Source organism: Marinobacter sp. F3R11, from assembly GCF_003318275.1.
In the GTDB taxonomy this organism is placed as follows: domain Bacteria; phylum Pseudomonadota; class Gammaproteobacteria; order Pseudomonadales; family Oleiphilaceae; genus Marinobacter.
Genome location: NZ_QOCH01000015.1, coordinates 380,037 through 399,805, shown reverse-complemented (window position 1 = coordinate 399,805; position 19,769 = coordinate 380,037). Strand labels below are relative to the sequence as shown.

General features: G+C 53.1%; 15 protein-coding genes. 9 read left to right on the top strand and 6 right to left on the bottom strand.

Features of this window, described 5'->3' with window-relative positions:
* Positions 1-54 precede the first annotated feature (54 nt).
* The gene (locus DS878_RS10230; protein ID WP_113815865.1) at positions 55-990 is read right to left on the bottom strand and encodes a LysR family transcriptional regulator; all 936 of its coding nucleotides are present in this window, start codon (positions 988-990) and stop codon (positions 55-57) included.
* Between the two features lie 139 nt (positions 991-1,129).
* Positions 1,130-3,565 carry a response regulator gene (locus DS878_RS10225; protein ID WP_113815864.1) on the bottom strand — a complete coding sequence of 812 codons (2,436 nt, stop codon included), beginning with the start codon at positions 3,563-3,565 and terminating at the stop codon, positions 1,130-1,132.
* Between the two features lie 289 nt (positions 3,566-3,854).
* Between DS878_RS10225 and zapE the strand changes: the two genes are divergently transcribed.
* From zapE to DS878_RS10195, 6 genes are all read left to right on the top strand, one after another.
* On the top strand, positions 3,855-5,018 hold the full coding sequence (gene zapE, locus DS878_RS10220) for a cell division protein ZapE (protein ID WP_113816649.1): 1,164 nt from the start codon (positions 3,855-3,857) through the stop codon (positions 5,016-5,018).
* Positions 5,019-5,085: 67 nt separating this feature from the next.
* Complete coding sequence (locus DS878_RS10215) at positions 5,086-6,159, top strand: extracellular solute-binding protein (RefSeq protein WP_113815863.1); 1,074 nt, start codon at positions 5,086-5,088, stop codon at positions 6,157-6,159.
* A 21-nt stretch (positions 6,160-6,180) separates the two neighbouring features.
* Entirely contained in the window at positions 6,181-7,338 is a 1,158-nt protein-coding gene (locus DS878_RS10210; protein ID WP_113815862.1) for an ABC transporter ATP-binding protein, read from the top strand.
* Positions 7,335-8,219, top strand: a complete 885-nt coding sequence (locus tag DS878_RS10205) for an ABC transporter permease (protein WP_113815861.1) — start codon at positions 7,335-7,337, stop codon at positions 8,217-8,219. The genes DS878_RS10210 and DS878_RS10205 overlap by 4 nt, the downstream gene beginning before the upstream one ends.
* Positions 8,216-9,073, top strand: coding sequence for an ABC transporter permease (locus DS878_RS10200; RefSeq protein WP_113815860.1), 858 nt, complete (start codon positions 8,216-8,218; stop codon positions 9,071-9,073). The genes DS878_RS10205 and DS878_RS10200 overlap by 4 nt, the downstream gene beginning before the upstream one ends.
* Positions 9,074-9,094: 21 nt before the next feature.
* Positions 9,095-10,357 carry a sensor domain-containing diguanylate cyclase gene (locus DS878_RS10195; RefSeq protein ID WP_113815859.1) on the top strand — a complete coding sequence of 421 codons (1,263 nt, stop codon included), beginning with the start codon at positions 9,095-9,097 and terminating at the stop codon, positions 10,355-10,357.
* 10 nt (positions 10,358-10,367) lie between these two features.
* Here DS878_RS10195 and DS878_RS10190 read toward each other — a convergent pair whose 3' ends face one another.
* From DS878_RS10190 to DS878_RS10180, 3 genes are all read right to left on the bottom strand, one after another.
* Entirely contained in the window at positions 10,368-12,170 is a 1,803-nt protein-coding gene (locus tag DS878_RS10190) for a PHA/PHB synthase family protein (protein ID WP_113815858.1), read from the bottom strand.
* Between the two features lie 93 nt (positions 12,171-12,263).
* The gene (gene fabG / locus DS878_RS10185; protein WP_113815857.1) at positions 12,264-13,007 is read right to left on the bottom strand and encodes a 3-oxoacyl-[acyl-carrier-protein] reductase; all 744 of its coding nucleotides are present in this window, start codon (positions 13,005-13,007) and stop codon (positions 12,264-12,266) included.
* A gap of 159 nt (positions 13,008-13,166) precedes the next feature.
* Positions 13,167-14,384, bottom strand: coding sequence for a polyhydroxyalkanoate depolymerase (locus DS878_RS10180; protein ID WP_113815856.1), 1,218 nt, complete (start codon positions 14,382-14,384; stop codon positions 13,167-13,169).
* Positions 14,385-14,530: 146 nt separating this feature from the next.
* Between DS878_RS10180 and DS878_RS10175 the strand changes: the two genes are divergently transcribed.
* From DS878_RS10175 to DS878_RS10165, 3 genes are all read left to right on the top strand, one after another.
* Positions 14,531-14,734 (top strand): hypothetical protein, encoded by a 204-nt coding sequence (locus tag DS878_RS10175; RefSeq protein ID WP_113815855.1) that lies wholly within the window; start codon positions 14,531-14,533, stop codon positions 14,732-14,734.
* A gap of 5 nt (positions 14,735-14,739) precedes the next feature.
* A complete protein-coding gene (locus tag DS878_RS10170) occupies positions 14,740-16,626 on the top strand; it encodes a monovalent cation:proton antiporter-2 (CPA2) family protein (RefSeq protein WP_113815854.1) in 1,887 nt (628 codons plus the stop codon).
* Positions 16,627-17,006: 380 nt separating this feature from the next.
* Positions 17,007-17,444: a CZB domain-containing protein gene (locus DS878_RS10165; protein WP_113815853.1), complete on the top strand. Its 438-nt coding sequence runs from the start codon at positions 17,007-17,009 to the stop codon at positions 17,442-17,444.
* Between the two features lie 43 nt (positions 17,445-17,487).
* Here the strand turns inward: DS878_RS10165 and ovoA are convergent, their stop codons facing one another.
* Positions 17,488-19,650: a 5-histidylcysteine sulfoxide synthase gene (ovoA, locus tag DS878_RS10160; RefSeq protein WP_113815852.1), complete on the bottom strand. Its 2,163-nt coding sequence runs from the start codon at positions 19,648-19,650 to the stop codon at positions 17,488-17,490.
* Between the last annotated feature and the right edge of the window lie 119 nt (positions 19,651-19,769).

Here is a 19,769-nt window from a genome sequence, read left to right as displayed (position 1 = left end):
TGGAAGATAGTGTTGCCCAGATACCGACATAGAAGAATGACTGATTATGCAGGTTTACCTGACGCGGGATGCAGGCTTGCCACATAGTTCGAGTGTGGCGAAAAGGTCTTCACGGAAGGCATTGACTGCGGGCTTCTGGGTTTCCCGGCCGCGTCGGAAAGCGACCTCTATGACAGATTTACGGTGAAAATGGTCTGGTCGTACGGCAACCATCTGCCCGCTTTCAATCCAGTTTCGAACGTAATGATTGGGTAAAAAGCCGACGTGGGTTCCCGCCAGAATCAGCAGGGCCTCGGCTTCGAGATTGGCTACCCAGGCGGTGACGTTGGAGGGGTCTCCACCCAGATGCCTGGTTCCCTTGGCGCCCAGGAAATTCCTTGCGACTTTGGCGCAAGACTGAAGCTTGCTACGAATCTGCTCTGGTGTTTCCGCTTCGGCAAGAGGATTTGAGGGAGCACATACCAGCCAGTCGGTTTCTTCGTACATGGGTTCGTAGTGAAGTTCTGGCAGGTGAGTCAGGAAAATGCCTATACCAAGATCTGCCTGGTGATCAAGCAGGGCATGCTCTATTCGTGGTGGAGACATGATCTCCATGTGCAGGTGGGTTTTATTGTCAGAGCGTGCGCCATAGCGAGCGAGTACCGCGCGCAGCGGGCAATTCGGATCGGTAATGAGGTTGTCTATAATCGCGAGCCGAACCTCGCCTGACAGGTGTCCTTTAAGGCTCTCTGTCCGGTCTTCAAAGGCGTGTACAGCTTGTTTGAGTTCAAGTGTGCTGCGGAATACTTTTTCCCCGTCAGGAGTCAATTGAAAGCCGCTTCTGCCGCGCTCGCATAAACGAAGCTCCAGCCGCTCCTCCAGCTGTCGGAGTTGTCGGCTGATTGTTGAAGCGTCTCGGTTCAGAAGTGTCTGGGCATTGGCAATGCCCTGGCTCTCCACAACGGCTATAAATACGTCAAGTAGACGTAGTTCGATGTCGCTTAGCTGCATCTTTCAGGCTTCTTGGTTCCTTACCTGCTCGGTTGGAGTTGTCATAACCCAATTGTAGTATTTCGCAATGATGAGAGCAGCAGTTTGCTGTATTCGTATGTAGAAGACCAGCGTACCTGGGGCATGTTTTATACTGAACTCATAGCTCGTAACTCATGGCTCCCTTCGGTTCCTGAATGAAGTACCCCTGGAAGTTGCGAATACCATGCTCCCAGAACCAGGACAATGCTTTGGCATCTTCTACACCGGTGACAACAATTTTCTGGCTGGAGTTGAGGGCAGTCTTGAGCTGGTGCAGGAGGTCTTCCAGCTCCGCAGTATGCCGGGCGCTGGCACCGAGTGTTGGCTCCAGCTTGACGAAGTCCACGGGGCTTAGTTCTTTCAGGAGCTCCACAGAGGCCGTTGCGGAGTCAATGTGCTCTATGATCAGACCACAGCCCATTTCCTGAATCAGATTTGCGATTTTTCTGGCTCTGGGCACATCTTTTAAGACAGTCGGACATGACAGGGCCAGGTAAATACGGCGCTCGCCCTTGATTCGGGCGTTGCGAATCGCCGTGCTGAGCGTTGTGAGCAGGCGCTCCACATCTACCATGGGTGAAGACAGTTTAACGCTTATGGCATGGCTGGCGGACGCTTTGCCTTCCAGATGTGCAAGGTCTTCAACAGCATGTTGAATGACCCAGTGGTCCAGCTCATAAAACGGGCCCCGCCCGTTTTGAGACAGCCCCGGCAGGAACTGCCATGGTAGATACACGGCTTTATCTTCATCCACCAGCCGCACTTGAGCTTCAAAAATGGTGTGGTCGGTTTCCATGTTTACTATGGGTTGGTAGTGAAGCTTGAAAGACTGTGCTGCTACCAGTTCCTGAATACGATCGTCCCGTTTCGATTCGGACGGCTGTTCGGTCGCCTGTTGCCATACCAGTTTGTTACTACCGGACTGCATGGCCTCGCTGCAGGCCTTTTCCACCTCAAGCAGCGCCTTGTCTTCATCCATGGCCGGGCTCAGGGTCAAGGCACCCAGGCTCAGAGTGATGGGGGTAGTGGAATCTTCGAACGTCCATTCGGGGTTGTTAAGTCTGTGGTGGAAGCGCTCAAGGACGGCTTTGCCTTCATCGGCAGCAGGAGCTGTAATCCGGAACAGAAATCTGCCGCCGCCAAGGGCACAACCTGAGTCCTCAACGGCGAGTTGCTCCGCAAAACGTTTTCCCATACGTGTGTTCAGGTTGGCCATCGCTCGGGCTCCATATTGCGCCCGCAGATACTCACGCCTGTCTATGCCTGCCTGAATCAGGTAGTGCACATGGTCTTCCTGCTCGTTTGCCAGTCTGGCCAGCAGGTCCACGAGTTCGGTCAGAAAGTAATCATAGTTCTGAAGACCGCGGGATTCTTTACGCTGGCTGACCAGACTGATACGTGCAGCAATAAGCCTGGCGTTCATCAGGTGGCGATGCAGTGAACTCAGGAACAGCTCTTTGTTCAGGGGCTTCTGAAAGTAATCGTTTCCAGCGATACTTTGTTGCTCGAACAGCTCTCTGCATGCGGGCACGGCTGATACAAAAAGAATAGGTATGGTCATGTACCGGGCATCCTGCCGAAGCACTTTTGCCAGCTCCATTCCCTGGCAGCCGGGCATATCGTGATCCAGCACTATAGCATCCGGCTGGAATGCTTCGATGCGCTCCAGAATGCGTACGGGCTGGCTCAGCCCTTCTACTTCATAGCCTTCGCCGGTCAGCATCGACTGGTAGTAGGCGAGAAGGTCGGTATCGTCATCTACCCATAGCACTCTTGGCGGTGTTGAGGTGGAGTTTTCCAGCAACTGCTGAATGCGCTTTTCAAGTACACCCATATCAATAGGTTTGGTCAGGTAGATATCAGAGCCTGCTCTGAGTGCACGTAACCGGGCGACCATATCGCTCCTGGCAGACATCATTATCACCGGGGTGTTGGCGCCAGCCCGGGATTTCATGCGCTCCAGCCAGCCGATGCCTTCCAGCGGGCCCTGGGGAAAGCTGATGTCCAGCAGGATCAGTTGATATGACTGATCGTCGCAGCGCTCGGTGAAGGTGTCCGGGTTTTCAAATGTTTCGGCAGAATAACCCTGTTGTTCCAGCCAGTTTTTCAGATGAGCAGCCTGGTCCGGGTCATCTTCAATCACAGCAATGCGATAGCTTTTTCGTTTCTCCAGGACGGTTGTTGGCACAGCGGCGGGCATTTCGTCCTGGTCCGGGGTAGCCTGGCAAGCCACGTCAATGGCGCTTTCCAGAGCGTTCAGGGCAGCGTCGACTTCCTGGCGTTCGGCGGCAGTGGCACCGGGTTTTTCCAGTAGCGCCTGTAACAGTTCTTCCAGTGTTCGTGCTGTATCGGTTATGGCTGGAAACTGGAAAGTAGAACCGCTGCCAGTCAGTTTATGGGCGCTTTGATACATGGATTCCAGCGTTTTCGGATTCCAGCTAACGTGCACGAGCCGGCTCCATGAATCTCTGAGCTCTCCCATTCGATCGGGCAGGCCGTTAATGTACCGGCGTCTGAGTTTTTGAAGCTTCTGCTCAGGACTGGTCCCTGTCATTCTGCACCTCCGGTATCATGGGTTGCTCCCGGGCCAGACGAGGAAATTATCAATCAGGGCTACTTTTTTGACGGGAGTACTGTGAAGCGTATCTCAAATTTCCTCTCTTGGTTACCCCGCAGCGGCGACACTTTTTGTATTTCTTTGATGATCTTGCACCATTGGTGCAGTTGATGGTCGGGCAATGGGTGCCGGCGGGGAAAAAAGTTTAGAATACGAATGCTGTTCCAGAGGTGATCAGACTCTGCAGGAAATTGAGTTCAGTGAAACGGGGGTTCTGAACGCTTCTATGAAGTTTTGTAGCTCAGTGGCTAAGGGGCTCTCTCCTTACGCAGCTTATCAACAGGCATTGTCTTCAGGCTTTACAGATGACCCTGCTCAACATCAGTCGGCTCTTTGCCTGGAACGCTGTTATGAACAATTGCAGGCAGCTGAGCCGGATATTCATGGAGTGTATCTCTGGGGGCCTGTGGGGCGGGGCAAAACCTGGCTTATGGATCGCTTTCACCAGGCCCTGACCGTACCTGCACGACGACAGCACTTTCATCATTTTATGCGCTGGGTGCATCGGCGTCTGTTCCAGTTGACCGGGCAGGAGGAGCCGCTTCACTTGCTGGCACAGGAACTGGCGGCCGAGGCCCGGGTATTGTGCCTGGATGAACTGTTTGTCAGTGATATCGGCGATGCAGTGCTGCTGGGAGGTTTGTTTCAGCAACTCTTTGCCCAGGGCCTGGTGCTGGTGGCTACGTCCAACCAGTCACCTGATGACCTCTATAAAGATGGCTTCAATCGTGAGCGCCTGCTGCCGGCGATTGCCGCACTCAATCAGAATATGCAGGTTCTAAGTGTTGATGGTGGCCAGGACCACCGGTTACACCCCGGTGAGCGTCGGCAACGTTATTGGGTCAAGGATCCGCAGGCCCTGAAAGCTGAACTGGACAAACTGCTCAGTGATGGTGAACGGCTCCACAGCGAGCCCTTTGTGCTCGGGCATCGTGAGATCAGGGTCATAGGACGCAGCCGGCATGTATTGTGGTGCCGTTATGACGACCTGTGTGAACAGAAACTGGCCGCGCAGGATTTTATTGAACTGTGCGATCGCTTTTCACATGTTTTTTTGAGTGAAGTACCCCGGTTCACAGGTGGCGGACAGCAAACCGCGATCGCCCGGGGTACTGAGGATGGCGTAACTCAGGTGGCCGCCGGAGATCGCCAGTTGCCTGCGTTAACCCATCTGGATGACGGTGTGCGCCGGTTTATTGCGTTGGTAGATGAGTGTTATGACCGTTGCATTCCTCTCTATCTTGATGCGGCTGTGCCCCTGAACGAGCTATACAGGGAGGGAGCCTTGGCGTTTCCATTCCGCCGAACCCTGAGCCGCCTGCAGGAAATGCAGTTGCGGCGCTTCGGTTCAGTGACCAATAGGGGGCAGCGACTTGTCAAAAATCTGTAACACACTACATTTAAGGTCATGAATTCCCCGAGATTGCTTCTCGTCGCATACAAGGACAGACCAGACCATGAGACCGCTCCGTAAATTCAGATACCTGACGATTATCACTGCTGCAACCGCAGCGTTTTCTGTTTCTGCCCAGGCCGAAACACTCCGGCTGCTTACCTGGGGTGGATACGCGCCGCAGGATGTGGTTGAGCAGTTTGAGAAGGAGACCGGTATCGAGGTCAAGGTAACCCTCTCCAACAACGAAGACATGATTTCAAAGCTGCGAGCTACCCGTGGCGCAGGTTTCGATCTGGCCCAGCCAAGCCAGGATCGGATTGTAAGTGCTCAGGCCGATTTCAATATTTATAAGCCGATGGATATGAGCAAGATCAAGACGGCACAGATTATCCCGTCCATGCTGGCAGCAACCGAGAAAAATACTCAGTTTGAAGGCGAGGTTTATGGCGTTCCACACGTGTGGGGAACCAGTGGGTTGATTGTTAACCGTAAGGCAGCAGCCACGGTGAAGGATTACACCGACCTGTGTGATGATTCGCTGAGCGGTTCTGTATCGTATCGCCTCAAGCGGCCAACGCTGATTGGTTTTGCTTTCGCTCTCGGGGAAGACCCCTTTGCAGCCTATGGTGACACAGAGAAATACCAGCGTATTCTTGATAAAGTTGAAGAGAAATTAGTGGACTGTAAAAGCAATGTTAAAGCCTACTGGTCTGGCGGTGATGCGCTGCTGAACCTGATGCGTTCAGGTGAGGTGACTGCGGCAATGGCCTGGGATGCCGGTGGCTGGAAGCTTAACTCCGAAAACCCGGAGATCACTTTTGTCGCACCAGCGTCTGGTGCGCTGGGCTGGATTGATACATTTGTCCTGCCCCGCAAAACCAAAGCTGAAGATGCGGCTTACAAGTGGATAAACTTTGTTATGCAGCCGGAAATTGCTGCCCGTATTACGGAATCCGCAGGTAACTTTACTGCCTCTCAGGGTAGCGACGATTTCGTTAATGACACCCTGAAGGCTCAGTTCAAGGAGAGTTTTCCGCAGGCTGATCTCGACAATATCAACTGGTACCCGCCTGTTCCGGCCGGCCTTGAAGAAATGGAAGGCAAGGTACTTGATCGGGTAAAAGCCGCTAAATAATCATGACCAGGGTTGCAGTCTATGTCGGAACAAGCATTCGTTTCGGATGCCAGTGCAGAGGAGCAGGAAGATCTTGCCTGCTCCCTGCTGAGCAAGCATTTCGGTGATTTTGCCGCTGTTGATAAGGTATCGTTCAGTATTGCCCGCGGTGCTTTCTTTTCCATCCTCGGCCCCTCTGGCTGCGGTAAAACCACATTGTTACGGATGCTGGCAGGTTTTCAGGAACCGGATTCCGGCGACATTCTGATCAAAGGCCGTTCAGTACTTCATACGCCACCGAACAAACGCCCGGTTAACATGGTATTCCAGCATCTGGCGCTGTTTCCCACTATGTCTGTTGCCGGGAACATTGCCTATGGGCTTAAACGTAAGGGTATTCCCAAGCGCGAGCACGAGGCTCTGATTAATGACGTGCTGGATAAGGTTCAGCTGCCAGGCTATGGCAACAAGCGCATTGATCAACTTTCCGGCGGACAGAAGCAGCGTGTAGCAATTGCCCGATGTCTGGTACTGAAACCAGCGGTGTTGTTGCTGGACGAGCCTTTGGGTGCACTGGACCTGAAGCTGCGTGAGCAAATGAAAATTGAGCTCAAACGTCTGCAGCAGGAGTTCAATACCACGTTTGTGTACATCACTCACGATCAGTCTGAAGCGCTGGTGATGTCTGATCAGGTGGCGGTGATGAATAAGGGCCGGTTTGAGCAGGTGGGCACACCACAAGAGCTCTACTACCAGCCTGCAACAGCCTTTGTGGCGGGTTTTATCGGTGATAGCAACCAGTATGTAGGGCAGGTGCAAGAGCAGTCGGGTGAAACCATTACCCTGGTAACCGAGCACGGAGTGAGACTGTTGAGCCATAGCAGCCAGCCGATGCCAGCAGGTGCGCCCATTACCGTGTTCATCCGGCCGGAAGTGATGCAGATCAGCATGGTGAAACCGGAGACCGAGCAGGATAACTGTCTGCAGGTCACCATATTGCGCACGCTATTCGACGGTGCGCGCAGTCAGCTTCAGGTAGAAACGGCCGAAGGTGCTGTTCTCACGGTGGCACTGCCTCAAACGGCGGACTTTCACGCCCTTGAACCAGGTCGTTCAGTGTATGTAAGCTGGCAGGCGAATCAATGTCTTTGCTTTCCGGTGCCGGCGGAGACAGAGGCACAACCAGAGGTAGCGCAATGAGCGCCGGACCTGGAGGCAGCTTCAGCCGGACACAGTATCGCCTCGGTTTCTGGCTGCTGCTTGCGCCTGTTGTGCTCTGGCTTGGCTTACTGATTATTCTGCCACATATCGATATGGTGCTGGTGTCCCTGCGAGAGCGCGTTGCATCGCGGCAATATGAATTCAGCTTCAGTAACTACATTACCTTTTTTGCCGAACCTCTGTATTGGAATACCTTTGTTCGCACTGCTGTCATGTCCATTGTTGCCACTTTGCTCACGCTGATGATTGCCTTCCCCGTGTCGTTTTATATTGCGAAGGTGCTAAGTGGCAGGCCTAAAATGGCGTTGTTTATTCTGTGCCTGATTCCCTTCTGGGTAAGTGAGCTGGTGCGCACCTACGGCTGGATGATTCTGTTGCGGGAGACCGGGCTGATCAGCGGAGCCTTGCAGTGGCTGGGGTTCATCGACCAGCCGGTTGAGCTGCTCTATAACGATGCAGCTATTATGGTGGGGCTCATCTATACCTCCATGCTGTTCATGGTGGTGCCACTGGTGACCACTCTCGACAGCCTGGATAACAGCCTGATTGAAGCCGGTTACGACCTTGGCGGAAGCAGCTGGCATGTAATGAGGAGCATTGTGATCCCCCACGCCATGCCAGGCATAATGAGCGGCTGCATTGTGGTGTTCATGCTTACGTTAGGGAACTACCTGACGCCAACCCTGTTAGGGGGCAAGGACAGTTTGTGGTTTACCGAGCAGATCTACACCCAGTTTATTACCCGCTTTAACTGGGAGCAGGGCGCAGCTTTTGGCATTCTGTTGCTGGTGCTTTCGTCGCTGATTGTCTGGGCAGGCCTGAAAGTTACCAAGCAGTCGTTTACACGGGTGATGTCATGATCCCCTCGATATCCAGCAGTCGTTTTTATCGGGTGTCTTACCTGTGTTACGTGTTACTGTTTTTTATCTTTCTGATTACGCCTCTGGTGGTGGTTGCAGCGTTCTCCTTTAACGATTCGCTGTTCCCATCATTACCGTGGAATGGTTTTACTCTGGACTGGTACTTTGGTGAGCATGAGCCACGGTTGGGTTTGTTCCACGATGACGCATTGCTTGAGAGTATAGGTGTGAGTGTTCAGGTAGCGACTGTAACCACATTGGCAAGCCTGGCGTTGGCGACGTGCAATGCTTTTTTGTTTGAGCGGGAGCAGTTTCCGGGGAAAAACTTTCTTTATGTGCTTATGCTGATGCCGTTGGTGGTACCGGGTGTGATTCTTGGTGTTTCCATTCTGGTGTTCAGCAGTACCGTAGCTAACTGGTTTGAGGTGACGTTTGACTATGATATCGAAGCTCTGCGACCGGGTCTGGTGCTGGTTGCGCTCGGTCAGTTTGCGTTCATTACGACCATCGCGACTCTGGTGATTTCCGCACGCCTGAGGAAATTTGATGTTACCCAGGAGGAGGCTGCAATGAACCTTGGTGCCAGCCGGCTCACTGCTATCGCCACTGTGACTCTGCCATTCCTGAAGCCTGCACTGTTGGGAGCTGGCGTAGTGGCATTCCTGATGTCGTTTGAGAACTTCAATACCACCTTGATGCTGGTGGGCTCGGACGCCCCTTTAACCATTGCCATGTTTGACCGGCTGCGGGAAGGTTCCACGCCAGTGCTCAATGCGGTTTCAGTATTGCTGATGGTGGGGTCTGCATGTCTGGCGCTGATCTCGGTATTTACGCAGCGTCCGGAGAAAGAGTGATGGGTTCTTGCAGGCCCCGGTATGGTTGAGGGCGACCAGTTCATAAAAACCATCGTTGACAGTACGCCGAACATGATGGGGTATTGGGACACGGATTTGCGCTGCCGCTACGCCAACAATGCCTTCAGTGAGTGGTTTGGAATGCCGCCTGAGAAGATTATCGGGATTCGGTTCCAGAACCTTGTAAGCGAGCAGTTATTTGCTTTGAATGAACCCCACATTCAGGGAGTTCTTGCTGGTGAACCGCAACGGTTTGAGCGCACTCTGACCAAAGCCGATGGAAGCGTGGGGCATATTATCGGGCATTACATCCCTGATATAGATGCTGATGGTAAGGTCAGAGGGTTTTCGATACAGGCCAGTGAAGTGACCCTTCTCAAGGAAACCGAGGCGAAACTCAAGCTGGCTGCGTGTGTTTTTGAGAATACGCTTGATGGTGTTCTGATCAGCGATGTCGACGGGAAGATTCTGTCAGTTAATCCGGGTTTCGTTGAAATAACGGGCTATTCGCCTGAAGAGGCCATTGGGCAAAATCCCCGTATTCTGCGCTCTAACCGCCATGACCCGGCATTTTATGAAGCTATGTGGCATGAGATAGAAACCTGCGGTCGATGGAAAGGCGAGATATGGAACCGCAGAAAAGATGGAGAGCTGTACCTGCAGCGGATGACTGTCAGTATGGTGCCCGATGAGAGCGGCGAACCTGTGCGCTATGTATCGGTATTCAGTGACATTACAGCCCTCTGGCGTAAAGACGAACATATCAGGCACCTGGCGTTTCATGATGCCCTGACGGACTTGCCCAATCGCACATTGCTGATGGATCGGATTGATCAGAAGCTGCTCAATTCTGACCGTAAACCCAGCCAGTTTGCATTGATGTTCCTCGATCTCGATGGGTTCAAACTCATTAATGACCGGCTTGGCCACAATGTCGGAGATGAGCTTTTGAAAGATGTGGCGAAACGGCTGCTGGCTTTGGTGCGCAAGTCAGATACTGTGGCCCGTGTCGGCGGCGACGAGTTTATCTTCCTTGTTAATAATCCGCAGGGAAAGGATGAAACTGCCGAGGTGGCGAACCGTATTGTCAGTTCGCTCAGTGAGCCCGCTGAGGTTCTTGGTGAGATGCTTCAGATAGGTGTGTCCATCGGTATTGCCATGTTCCCCTCTGATGGACACTCGTCCGTTGAGCTTATCAGAAATGCAGACACCGCAATGTATTCTGCTAAAAGCATGGGCAGAAACAATATCAGTTTCTATTCAACGGATGGCGCTGGTCCATAACCGACTGGCTTTACGTTGGGCAATCCCGCACATAAGCCCCTGGCGCAGGTTCAATAAGGGGTAGCTTCCCTTTTGCGGTATCACGGGCTTTTACCTCGCCACCACTGAATTGTTCGGCCCAGGCAACCCAGTCAGGCCACCAGGAACCTTCGAGTTGTCTCGACCCCTCCAGCCAGTCATCCGGGTTCAGATTGCTGTCTTCGTTAAGACGGTAGCCATATTTTCTTCGTTCCGGTGGATTGATTATGCCGGCGATGTGCCCTGAACCACCGAGTACAAAACGCACAGGACCGCCCATACACTGAGCGCCTTTATAGCATGAGGTCCAAGGGGCAATGTGATCTTCAATGGCCGATGCGAAGTAAGTTGGCACCATGACTTTTCCCAGATCGATGGGCGTGCCTCCCAGTTCAATACCACCTGGCTCGCGCAAACGGTTGTGCAGATACATGTTGCGCAGATAAAAACTGTGCATGGCTGCTGGCATTCTGGTGGCGTCGGAGTTCCAGTACAAAAGGTCGAAGGGCGCTGTATCATGGCCCAGCAGATAGTTGTTGACGAAGAAGGACCATATCAGGCTGTTGGCCCGCAGCATGTTGAATGCTGTTGCCATTGAGGCACCCTCAAGATAGCCCTGTTTGTTCATGGCTTTTTCAAGTTTACTGATGGCATCTTCGTCGATGAACACCTCAAGGTCACCGACGTCTGAGAAGTCCATCATGCTATTAAGGAACGTAGCGCTCTTGACCCTGTCGTCATCCCTGGCCGCGAGCCAGGCCAGGGTGCAGCCGAGCAGGGTGCCGCCAATGCAGTAGCCGACGGTGTTGAGTTCACGCTCGCCAGTGGTCTGCTCAATGGCATTCATGGCGGCGACAGGTCCCTCAAGCATGTAGTCTTCAAAGCTCTTGTGCGCCATCTCCGGCCCTGGATTAACCCAGGACACAACGAACACCGTATGGCCGTGTTCTACCCAGTAGCGTATGAAGGATTTTTTTTCTCCCAGATCGAGAATGTAGTACTTGTTGATCCAGGGCGGAATCACCAGCAACGGACGGCGATGCACGGTTTTTGTGGTCGGACGGTATTGAATGAGCTGCATCAGTTCGTTCTGGTAAATGATGTCGCCAGGCGTGTTTGCCAGGTTCTCACCGATAGTGAAGGCGTCCGGATCAGACATGCGGAAGGGCATGGGGCCTTTACCTTCATCCAGATCCCGCAGTAAGTTTGCCAGGCCCTTCAGCAGGTTTTTGCCCCGGCTCTGTATGGTTGCCCTCAGTACCTCAGGATTACTCAGGATGAAGTTGCTCGGTGCGAGAGCGTCGGTCATCTGACCGGTGAAGAACCTCAACTTGCGTCTGGTGTGATCGTCAAGGCCACGGACGTCGTTGATCGTGTCCATTATCCAGCGGTTTGATAACAGGTAGGCCTGTTTTATGACGTTGAATGCCATGGCCTCACTCCAGATCTGATCACGGAAGCGTCCGTCACATGGATCTGGTTCTGCCACGGCCAGTGGCTTATTGCCTATACCGCTGGTCAGTATGCCCCATCCTAATCGGGAGCTGTCCCTGAGCAGGCGAATCTGGGCAAGGATCAGGGTGTCCGGTTGGGTTATGAGCTTTCCAGTCAGTGAAACAAAGGGCTTTGCCATACTCCTGAAACTGGCCGGGTTGGGCTGGCCACCACGCAGCCGGCGCATAATCGAGCGTTTCAGAAGGTTTCTGCCATGGACGCCTGCGCGCATCAGTGACTGCGGTACGACGTCGGGATCGGATTCGTAGGAGGGCTGGGTTATAACCGGTTTTTCAGACATGGGCTCAGTCTCCACTCCGCGCTCATTCAGGGCGCGGATTTATCAGAAACAACGGCAGGTGCCTGAACTGGATGCACCCGCCGCGACGCGGTATTACATATACACGCCGCCGTTGACGTTAATCTGTTGGCCGGTGATGTAGTCTCCTTCCGCTGCCAGGAATACAACTGCCCGGGCGATTTCCTCAGGTTTGCCAAATCGGCCCATGGGTACTCGTGCAATAATCTGCTCGCGGATATTCTCCGGTACCTGAGCCAGCATCTCGGTCTCTGTGAAGCCTGGAGCAATAGCATTGACGGTTATGTTGTACTTTGCCATTTCCAGTGCGAGGGTTTTGGTAAATGCAATGATCCCTCCCTTGCTGGCTGCATAGTTCGCCTGTCCGAAGTTGCCGGCCTGGCCGACGAACGACGTGATATTGATGATGCGGCCGTACTTTTGTTCCATCATGATGTTCAGCACTTCCGAACATGTGGCGTAGACACTTCCCAGGTTGGTATCGAGAACGGCATTCCAGTCGTCGTCGGTAAGCTTTCTCATGGATTTGTCGCGGGTAATACCGGCATTGTTCACCAGAATGTCGATGTGTCCCCACTGATTCTGGACTTTGCGTATAAGGTCACGTGCTTCTGGCATTCCGGAAAGGTCGGCCTGGAATGCCAGGGCCTGGACGCCTGTCGCCTCAATTTCGCGGATGACGTTGTCTGCATCGGATTGACGGGAACAGTAGTTTATTGCGATGTCTGCGCCACGCTGGGCAAGTTGTAGCGCGATATGACGGCCGATGCCACGAGAGGCACCTGTTACGATGGCTACCTTGCCTTTGAGGTCTTTCATGACGCTCTCCTTCGAGTGATGTAATCACTGCGATCTGGTTAATTATTATTGTCCATTGAGAGTGCCACGCCGGCGGTATGGGGTCGGTGCAAAGAGCACTCATAATTCAAGCTAGCAGAGCACCAGAGGTGCTACAAGAAATTAGCTCAAAGCAACCGTTCAGGCTGCGCGGATGAATGCCTTCAGCCGGGGAGAAATATCGTTGCGCCAGGCACTTCCGTTAAAAACGCCGTAGTGGCCAGCACCCGGCTGGAGGTGGTGTATGCGACGGGAGTCCGGCACATTAATGCAGAGGTCCTGGGCCGCCCGGGTCTGCCCAGGGCTGGAAATATCGTCTTTTTCACCTTCGATGGTCATCAGCGCGGTATTACGTATGGCCGCCGGGTTTACCAGGCGGCCGCGGTATCTGAAGCAGCCACGGGCCAGATGGAATTCCTGAAAGACTCGCTTAATGGTATCCAGGTAATAGGTCGCAGGCAGATCCATCACGGCCAGATATTCGTCATAGAACTCTCTGTGGCGGGAAACCTTTTCCGTCTCATTGTCACGAATGGATCTGAACAATTCGCGGTATGCAGCAGCGTGGCGTTTGAGGTTCATGTTCACAAACCCCGTGAGTTGCAGGAAGCCGGGGTAAACCTTGCGAAAGGCGCCAGGGTAGGGGGCCGGCACCGGGTGGACGAGGTTGCGTCTGAACCATATCAGTTTATGTTTGGTAGCCAGTTTGCAGGGTTCTGTCGGGTCAACGCGCGCATCTATGGGGCCGCTCATCAGCGCCAGAGAACGAGGTGTCGCAGGGTGGTTATCCTCTGCCATAATGGATGTGGCAGCCAGCACGGCTACCACTGGTTGGCAAACAGCCAGTACGTGGGTGTCCGGCCCCAGGTGGTCGATAAAGTCCATGACATAATCGATGTAATCGTCGAGGCCAAAGTCGCCTTCCGACAGCGGAACCTGGCAGGCGTTGCGCCAGTCGGTGATGTAAACGTCATGGTCTGGCAACATCGCTTCTACGGTGCCGCGTAGCAGTGATGCATAGTGCCCGGACAGAGGTGCGACTATGAGCAGTTTCGGGTCTTCCGGCCGTGTGACATCTCGCTGGAAGTGTTTGAGCTGCGCAAAGGGTTTACGCTTGATAATGGCTTCGTGTACGTCGACTTGCTCGCCATCGCAAATGGTTGTGTTCAGATTGAAGGCTGGTTTCGGATAGCGACGGGTCAGATCTCCGAATACACTATAGGCGGAGGCAATGCTGCGCGCTCCCGGAATCCTGGACAAGGGGCTTTTGGGGTGTCGGAGCAGGGTGCTCTGGGCACTGGTCAGTATGCGCATGGGCTTTAACGCGGCGCGACCTATCTCGTGGGCAAAATACATCATTGCATTGTCCTGCTTGAGTTATGGCTGGGGGCGTTGTCCCGGCACGCCTGTCGGGGATCTGTAATCGATACACTAGCATGTTTTTGGTGAATCGAAATTCCAGGCTGTAAATGTCTGTGCAATGAGCTTTTGGAGACTTCCGCTCTATGCAAACCGCTAACCTGTTTTGGGGGCTGATTTTCAGCTCCATTGGCATCGGTTATTTTATCTACGGCCGCCGGCAGTCGAACCTGGTTGTCCGGTACTGTGGTATTGCTCTGATCCTTTATCCTTACCTTGTCACGAACACCTTTGCACTGGTGGCACTGGGTATCGTGATTATGCTCACCCCCAGGTTCATTGATATCTGACCCCTATGACCACCTATTTTATTCAGGCTTTTATCTATCTGCTCGCAGCTGTGATTGCTGTGCCATTGGCAAAGCGTTATGGCCTGGGTTCAGTGCTGGGTTACCTGGTTGCCGGGGTGATGATCGGGCCGGTTATGGGTCTGGTGGGGCAGGAAACCAACACTATTCAGCATTTCGCGGAATTTGGTGTTGTCATGATGCTGTTCCTCATTGGGACGGGAATTGATCCGAAGAGGCTATGGGCAAGAAAGGTGCACCTGTTCGGGCTCGGCGGCTTGCAGGTAACCCTGACCTCTGCGGCTGGCATGACAGTGGCCACCTGGTTTGGTCTGCAGTGGCAGACGGCGCTGACGGTAGGTCTGATCTTCGCGCTGTCGTCTACTGCTATCGTGTTGCAAACCCTGGAAGAGAAGGGCCTGTCAAATACCGAAGGCGGGCGCAACGCTTTCTCAGTGTTGCTGTTTCAGGATATTGCCGTTATTCCGATGCTCGCCCTGATCCCTCTGCTGGCGTTGCCTGGCCTGAATGCGGGCGAAGGTCCTGTTGCCAGCACGGAATCGGGGCTGAGCCTGGTCGATGGGCTGCCAGGATGGGGCCATGCCCTGGTTGTTGTGGGCGCAGTCGCTGCCGTTATTATTGGTGGTTACTATCTGAGCCGGCCGTTGTTCCGTTATGTGGTGCAATCCAGGTTGCGTGAGATCTTCACTGCCACGGCATTAATGTTGGTTATTGGTATTGCGGCGCTGATGAGCGTTGTGAATCTCTCGCCCGCCCTGGGAGCTTTTCTCGCTGGCGTGGTATTGGGCAACAGTGAGTTCCGCCATGAGCTGAAAGCCAGCATTGAACCCTTCAAGGGCCTGCTGCTGGGATTGTTTTTTATCACCGTAGGTGCGGGAATTGACTTCGGGGTATTGGTAGCCGAGTGGGGCATCGTTGCTGGTCTGGTCGTAGCGGTGATTGTGATAAAAGCGCTCATTTTGCTCATACTGGCGCTGGTGTTCAGAAATCGTGGCAGTAACGGCTGGCTGTTTACCCTTGGGCTTGCACAGGCAGGCGAGTTTGGTTTTGTACTGCTTACCTATGGTGTACAGAATTCCGTGATTCCGGCAGATATCGCTCAGATCCTCTCGCTGGTTGTAGCGTTGTCCATGTTCCTTACGCCTTTATTGTTTATTGCTTACGACCGGATAGTCCTGCCAAGTTACCGGCGTGCACGGAATGATGAACGGGAAGCAGACACGATTGATGAGCAGGCTCTAGTTATTGTGGCAGGTGTGGGGCGTTTCGGGCAGGTAATCTGTCGCTTGCTGAGAGCCAACGACATTCCTGTTGTGGCACTGGACCACGAATTTGAGCAGATTGAAAATCTCCGCAAGATTCACATCAAGAGTTTCTTTGGTGATGCAAGTCGCCCTGAGTTGCTTGAAACAGCCGGTATCGGGCAGGCCCGCTTGCTCGTAGTAGCGATCAATGACCGGGAGCGCGCCGTAGAGATTGTGCAACACGTGAAGAAGTTCTACCCGAGTGTATGGGTATTGGCCCGGGCATTCGATCGTGGTCACGGCTACCAGCTTCGGGAAGCGGGTGCTGACGATGTGATCAGTGAGACCTATCACTCTGCACTGGAACTTGGTGGCTACACGCTTACGGCTCTGGGGGTTCATCCTATGCGGGCGCGGCAGATGACCTGGGCGTTTGTCAATCATGAGCAGGCCCATAAAGATCAGTTGTTTGAGGCCTGGAAAGAAATTGAGGGGGGGATCAACTTCAGTCCTCGCTATGGTGAGCTTTTCATGAAGCTGGAAGAGGCACTGAGTACTGCCATGCACAGAGACTGGGAAGAGCCAAAACCTGAGGATGTCCCTGTCTGGACGCCGCCGGAACATCATTGATCCGGCGCTGGAAGCAGGCCTGTGATTTATCCGGGCCAGTACACCTGAAACTTTTATGCTGCGCCCAGCGTAAAGTCGTCAAGAGGGCCTGCACATCGCATTACGGGTTCTACCGCAACGTGGGCATGGTGCTGATGCTCACTCCTGGTTTGTTAAGGTGTGGCATTTATTGCTACACATATTCACCAATACTTTCACAAAAAGTTAAAACGTTAAGTTTTGTTAGCTGAGCAGGCTTTGTCAAAACAGTTGACGTACAGTACCTGTGTGCTCGGCCAGAATGTCGGGTTGGCGAGCTTGAGAAACCAGGCGATAAGACCATTGCTGAAATGCGTTTTTAATACTCTACTTGACCGATAAGTAAATTAAAGGATGTATAAATGAGTAAAAAGGACGCATTGTCCCAACTGCGCCAGGCAAAATCGGCTCATATTCGCTGGCGGTCATACGCACAGGCACTTGTTGCGGGTATTCCTGTTGAACAGGATCATGTTCCTGTTATGCATACAGATTGTAAATTTGGCAAATGGTACTACGGAGAGGGACAAAAGCTGTCGTCGTTGAGTTCATTTGAAGCAATTGAGACTTCGCATCAAATACTTCATCAGATATATATGGAAATATTCAGATTACTTTTTGGCGAAGATGACAGGTCCGCCCTTAAAAAGCTGTTTGGTTCCAAAGCCAGTGCAAAATGGAAAAAGCAGGAACAAGCCGGACGTTTAATGGAAAAGCTGGTAGCTGTGTCGGCAACCCTTTTAGAGGCAATTGGCCTTCTAGAGCAAGAAATCCTTGATGTATATGAGGGGACGGAATAAAAGAAAACACAGGAGAGCCTGATGGCTCCCCTGGTTATGCTTGTCAGCGTGGCAACCGCTCCCAGACTGTAACCTCAGACAAGGTGTGCTGATGCTTGTGCCGGGTTTCTCGGATAACGAAGGGAACCTTTCTGGGTTCTCCCACTAACCGGAAATGGTTGGAGAGGTGATCTCGCAGGCCATCCAGCGTTGTGTAGTTTTCCCCGTCTTTCTTGAAGCCACCAATCCATTCCTCTTTTGGCGTATGTTCTTCCAGCCAGGTGTAAGGTGAGGCAATAATCAGCAGTCCGCCGTCATTAATACGCTCATGAATGCTGTCGAGGAAGCGCCTTGGCCGGTATAACCTGTCAATCAGGTTGGCAGCAAGAACCAGGTCGTAACCGGTGAATGTGGGTTTGAGATTGCAAGCGTCACCCTGGTGAAATGAAACCTTGTCTGCATAGGTGTCGAGGCCGAGTCCTTTGAGCGTTCGCGTATGGTAACTCACCAGATCACCTTCCTCGGTGAGCGAGTACCGCACGGAGCCCCGGTTAGCCATTTCAACACCAAGATTGATGAAGTTGGCTGAAAAATCGACGCCTTCCACCACATCGAACTTACGTGCCAGTTCGAAGCTGGAGCGACCACAGGCACATCCAAGATCCAGTGCTTTATGTGCAGTCTTTCCTTGCATGGCATCCAGTGCCAGATCTGCAAGAGCTTTGGGAAAGTTCCCCACACCAAACGACGGGTCACCGAAGTGAAACTCTGCGTATTCAGCTAGCAGTTTGTTACTTTCATAATAAGCGTTGGGTTCGACTACTTCGGAATCAGATGTGATGTACCGGAACCCGGCGTGCTGGAAAAAATGACGCCTGAAAGCATAGCGGGAAGACAAGCGTGCCTCGTTGCCGCACGAAACCCATGATCCTCCCTTGATCAGGTTGTGCTGGCCATCGAATGTCGGCGCAGTGAAGTCGTCGTACAGTGGATGAACCTTGAAGTTGTCAAAGGGGTAGATAGGCGTCTCTGTCCATTGCCATACGTTGCCCACGACATCAAACCATTCACCATGCTGGTAACGTGTTACGGGGCAGGAGGATGCAGCGTGGTCCAGGTGCAGGTTGGCGCTGGCAGGGGCGTCCCCGACTTCTTGCACTCCTGCTTCCGAGCACAGCCGGTACCACTCGTCTTCTGTGGGCATGCGCACGGGTTGACCTGTCTGCTCTCCCTTCCAGTCACAGAAGGCTTTTGCTTCGTGGTAGTTCACTTCTACAGGCCAGTCCCAGGGCATGGGTACTTCTTCGGTCATCAGGCGCAGGTGCCAGCCATTGTGCCAGCGCCAGAATGTAGGGTGTTTTGCCCCGGCGAAATCACGCCAGGAGCGCCCTTCATCGCTCCAGTACCTGTCCTGTTCATAGCCGCCTGCCTCAACAAATGACAGGAATTCCTGATTGCTTACCAGATACTGACTGGCTTTGAACTTTTCGACCTCCGCCTGGTGTTCTCCGTATTCGTTGTCCCAGCCGTAATAAGCATCTTCGTAAGGTTTGCCGATGTGAACTGTGCCAGCCGGAACGCTGATCAGATTGTTGGCTGGCGCCTCTCCGGTATGCTGGCATGGGCGCCAGTCAGGGTGCGGACGGACTCTGGCAAGGTCGTGCTGCCGGATCAGAACGGAGGAGGTTTCAAGATGAATTCGTTCGTGCTCAATACCCATGATCAATGGCCACCAGGGACTCTCCCAGTTAATGGGCATGGTCAGGGGTAATGTATCGATCAGATCGAGCATTGTTGTCCGTACCTTTGCACGATAGTCCATTACCTGGGACACACTTGGCCAGTCGTAATGATCGTCGTTCAGGTCGTCCCAGCTCATTTCATCCACGCCTATTGCAAATATCGACTCCATATGTGGATCAACGCGTTCGCGGAGGAGCTTTGCCAGTACGAGTTTGTTAACAAAAAAGGTTGCAGTATGTCCCAGGTAGAAAATAAGTGGATGTCGCAATGGAATAGACTTTTGATAGAACCCATTATCATCGGCCAGGCAATTGAAAAGGCTGGTGTATGTGTCAAATGTGTTCAGGAAATACTGGGCTATTTCCTGGCGCTTTTCATCTGGAATACCACTGTCCAGCCTGGGTGTTCTGAATAGCGCAGGTGCATTCGGCCGCGTCGTGGATGTTTTTTCCGGGAGTTTAGTACCCTGGATTGGTGAAGTCATGCTCGAACGCGTCCCTTTTTCTGTGTTGGTTCAGCTATGAATACGGTTGCGGGCACCGTGTGCCAGTGTACTCCGGCTATCACATAAGCCGAATGCCGGGTGCCCCGCCAGATTATTTG

Bases quoted from the DNA above. Each gene is read 5' to 3' on its own strand.
- DS878_RS10230 (WP_113815865.1), bottom strand. From the start codon at position 990: ATGCAGCTAAGCGACATCGAACTACGTCTACTTGACGTATTTATAGCC.
- DS878_RS10225 (WP_113815864.1), bottom strand. From the start codon at position 3,565: ATGACAGGGACCAGTCCTGAGCAGAAGCTTCAAAAACTCAGACGCCGG.
- zapE (WP_113816649.1), top strand. From the start codon at position 3,855: ATGAAGTTTTGTAGCTCAGTGGCTAAGGGGCTCTCTCCTTACGCAGCT.
- DS878_RS10215 (WP_113815863.1), top strand. From the start codon at position 5,086: ATGAGACCGCTCCGTAAATTCAGATACCTGACGATTATCACTGCTGCA.
- DS878_RS10210 (WP_113815862.1), top strand. From the start codon at position 6,181: ATGTCGGAACAAGCATTCGTTTCGGATGCCAGTGCAGAGGAGCAGGAA.
- DS878_RS10205 (WP_113815861.1), top strand. From the start codon at position 7,335: ATGAGCGCCGGACCTGGAGGCAGCTTCAGCCGGACACAGTATCGCCTC.
- DS878_RS10200 (WP_113815860.1), top strand. From the start codon at position 8,216: ATGATCCCCTCGATATCCAGCAGTCGTTTTTATCGGGTGTCTTACCTG.
- DS878_RS10195 (WP_113815859.1), top strand. From the start codon at position 9,095: ATGGTTGAGGGCGACCAGTTCATAAAAACCATCGTTGACAGTACGCCG.
- DS878_RS10190 (WP_113815858.1), bottom strand. From the start codon at position 12,170: ATGTCTGAAAAACCGGTTATAACCCAGCCCTCCTACGAATCCGATCCC.
- fabG (WP_113815857.1), bottom strand. From the start codon at position 13,007: ATGAAAGACCTCAAAGGCAAGGTAGCCATCGTAACAGGTGCCTCTCGT.
- DS878_RS10180 (WP_113815856.1), bottom strand. From the start codon at position 14,384: ATGATGTATTTTGCCCACGAGATAGGTCGCGCCGCGTTAAAGCCCATG.
- DS878_RS10175 (WP_113815855.1), top strand. From the start codon at position 14,531: ATGCAAACCGCTAACCTGTTTTGGGGGCTGATTTTCAGCTCCATTGGC.
- DS878_RS10170 (WP_113815854.1), top strand. From the start codon at position 14,740: ATGACCACCTATTTTATTCAGGCTTTTATCTATCTGCTCGCAGCTGTG.
- DS878_RS10165 (WP_113815853.1), top strand. From the start codon at position 17,007: ATGAGTAAAAAGGACGCATTGTCCCAACTGCGCCAGGCAAAATCGGCT.
- ovoA (WP_113815852.1), bottom strand. From the start codon at position 19,650: ATGACTTCACCAATCCAGGGTACTAAACTCCCGGAAAAAACATCCACG.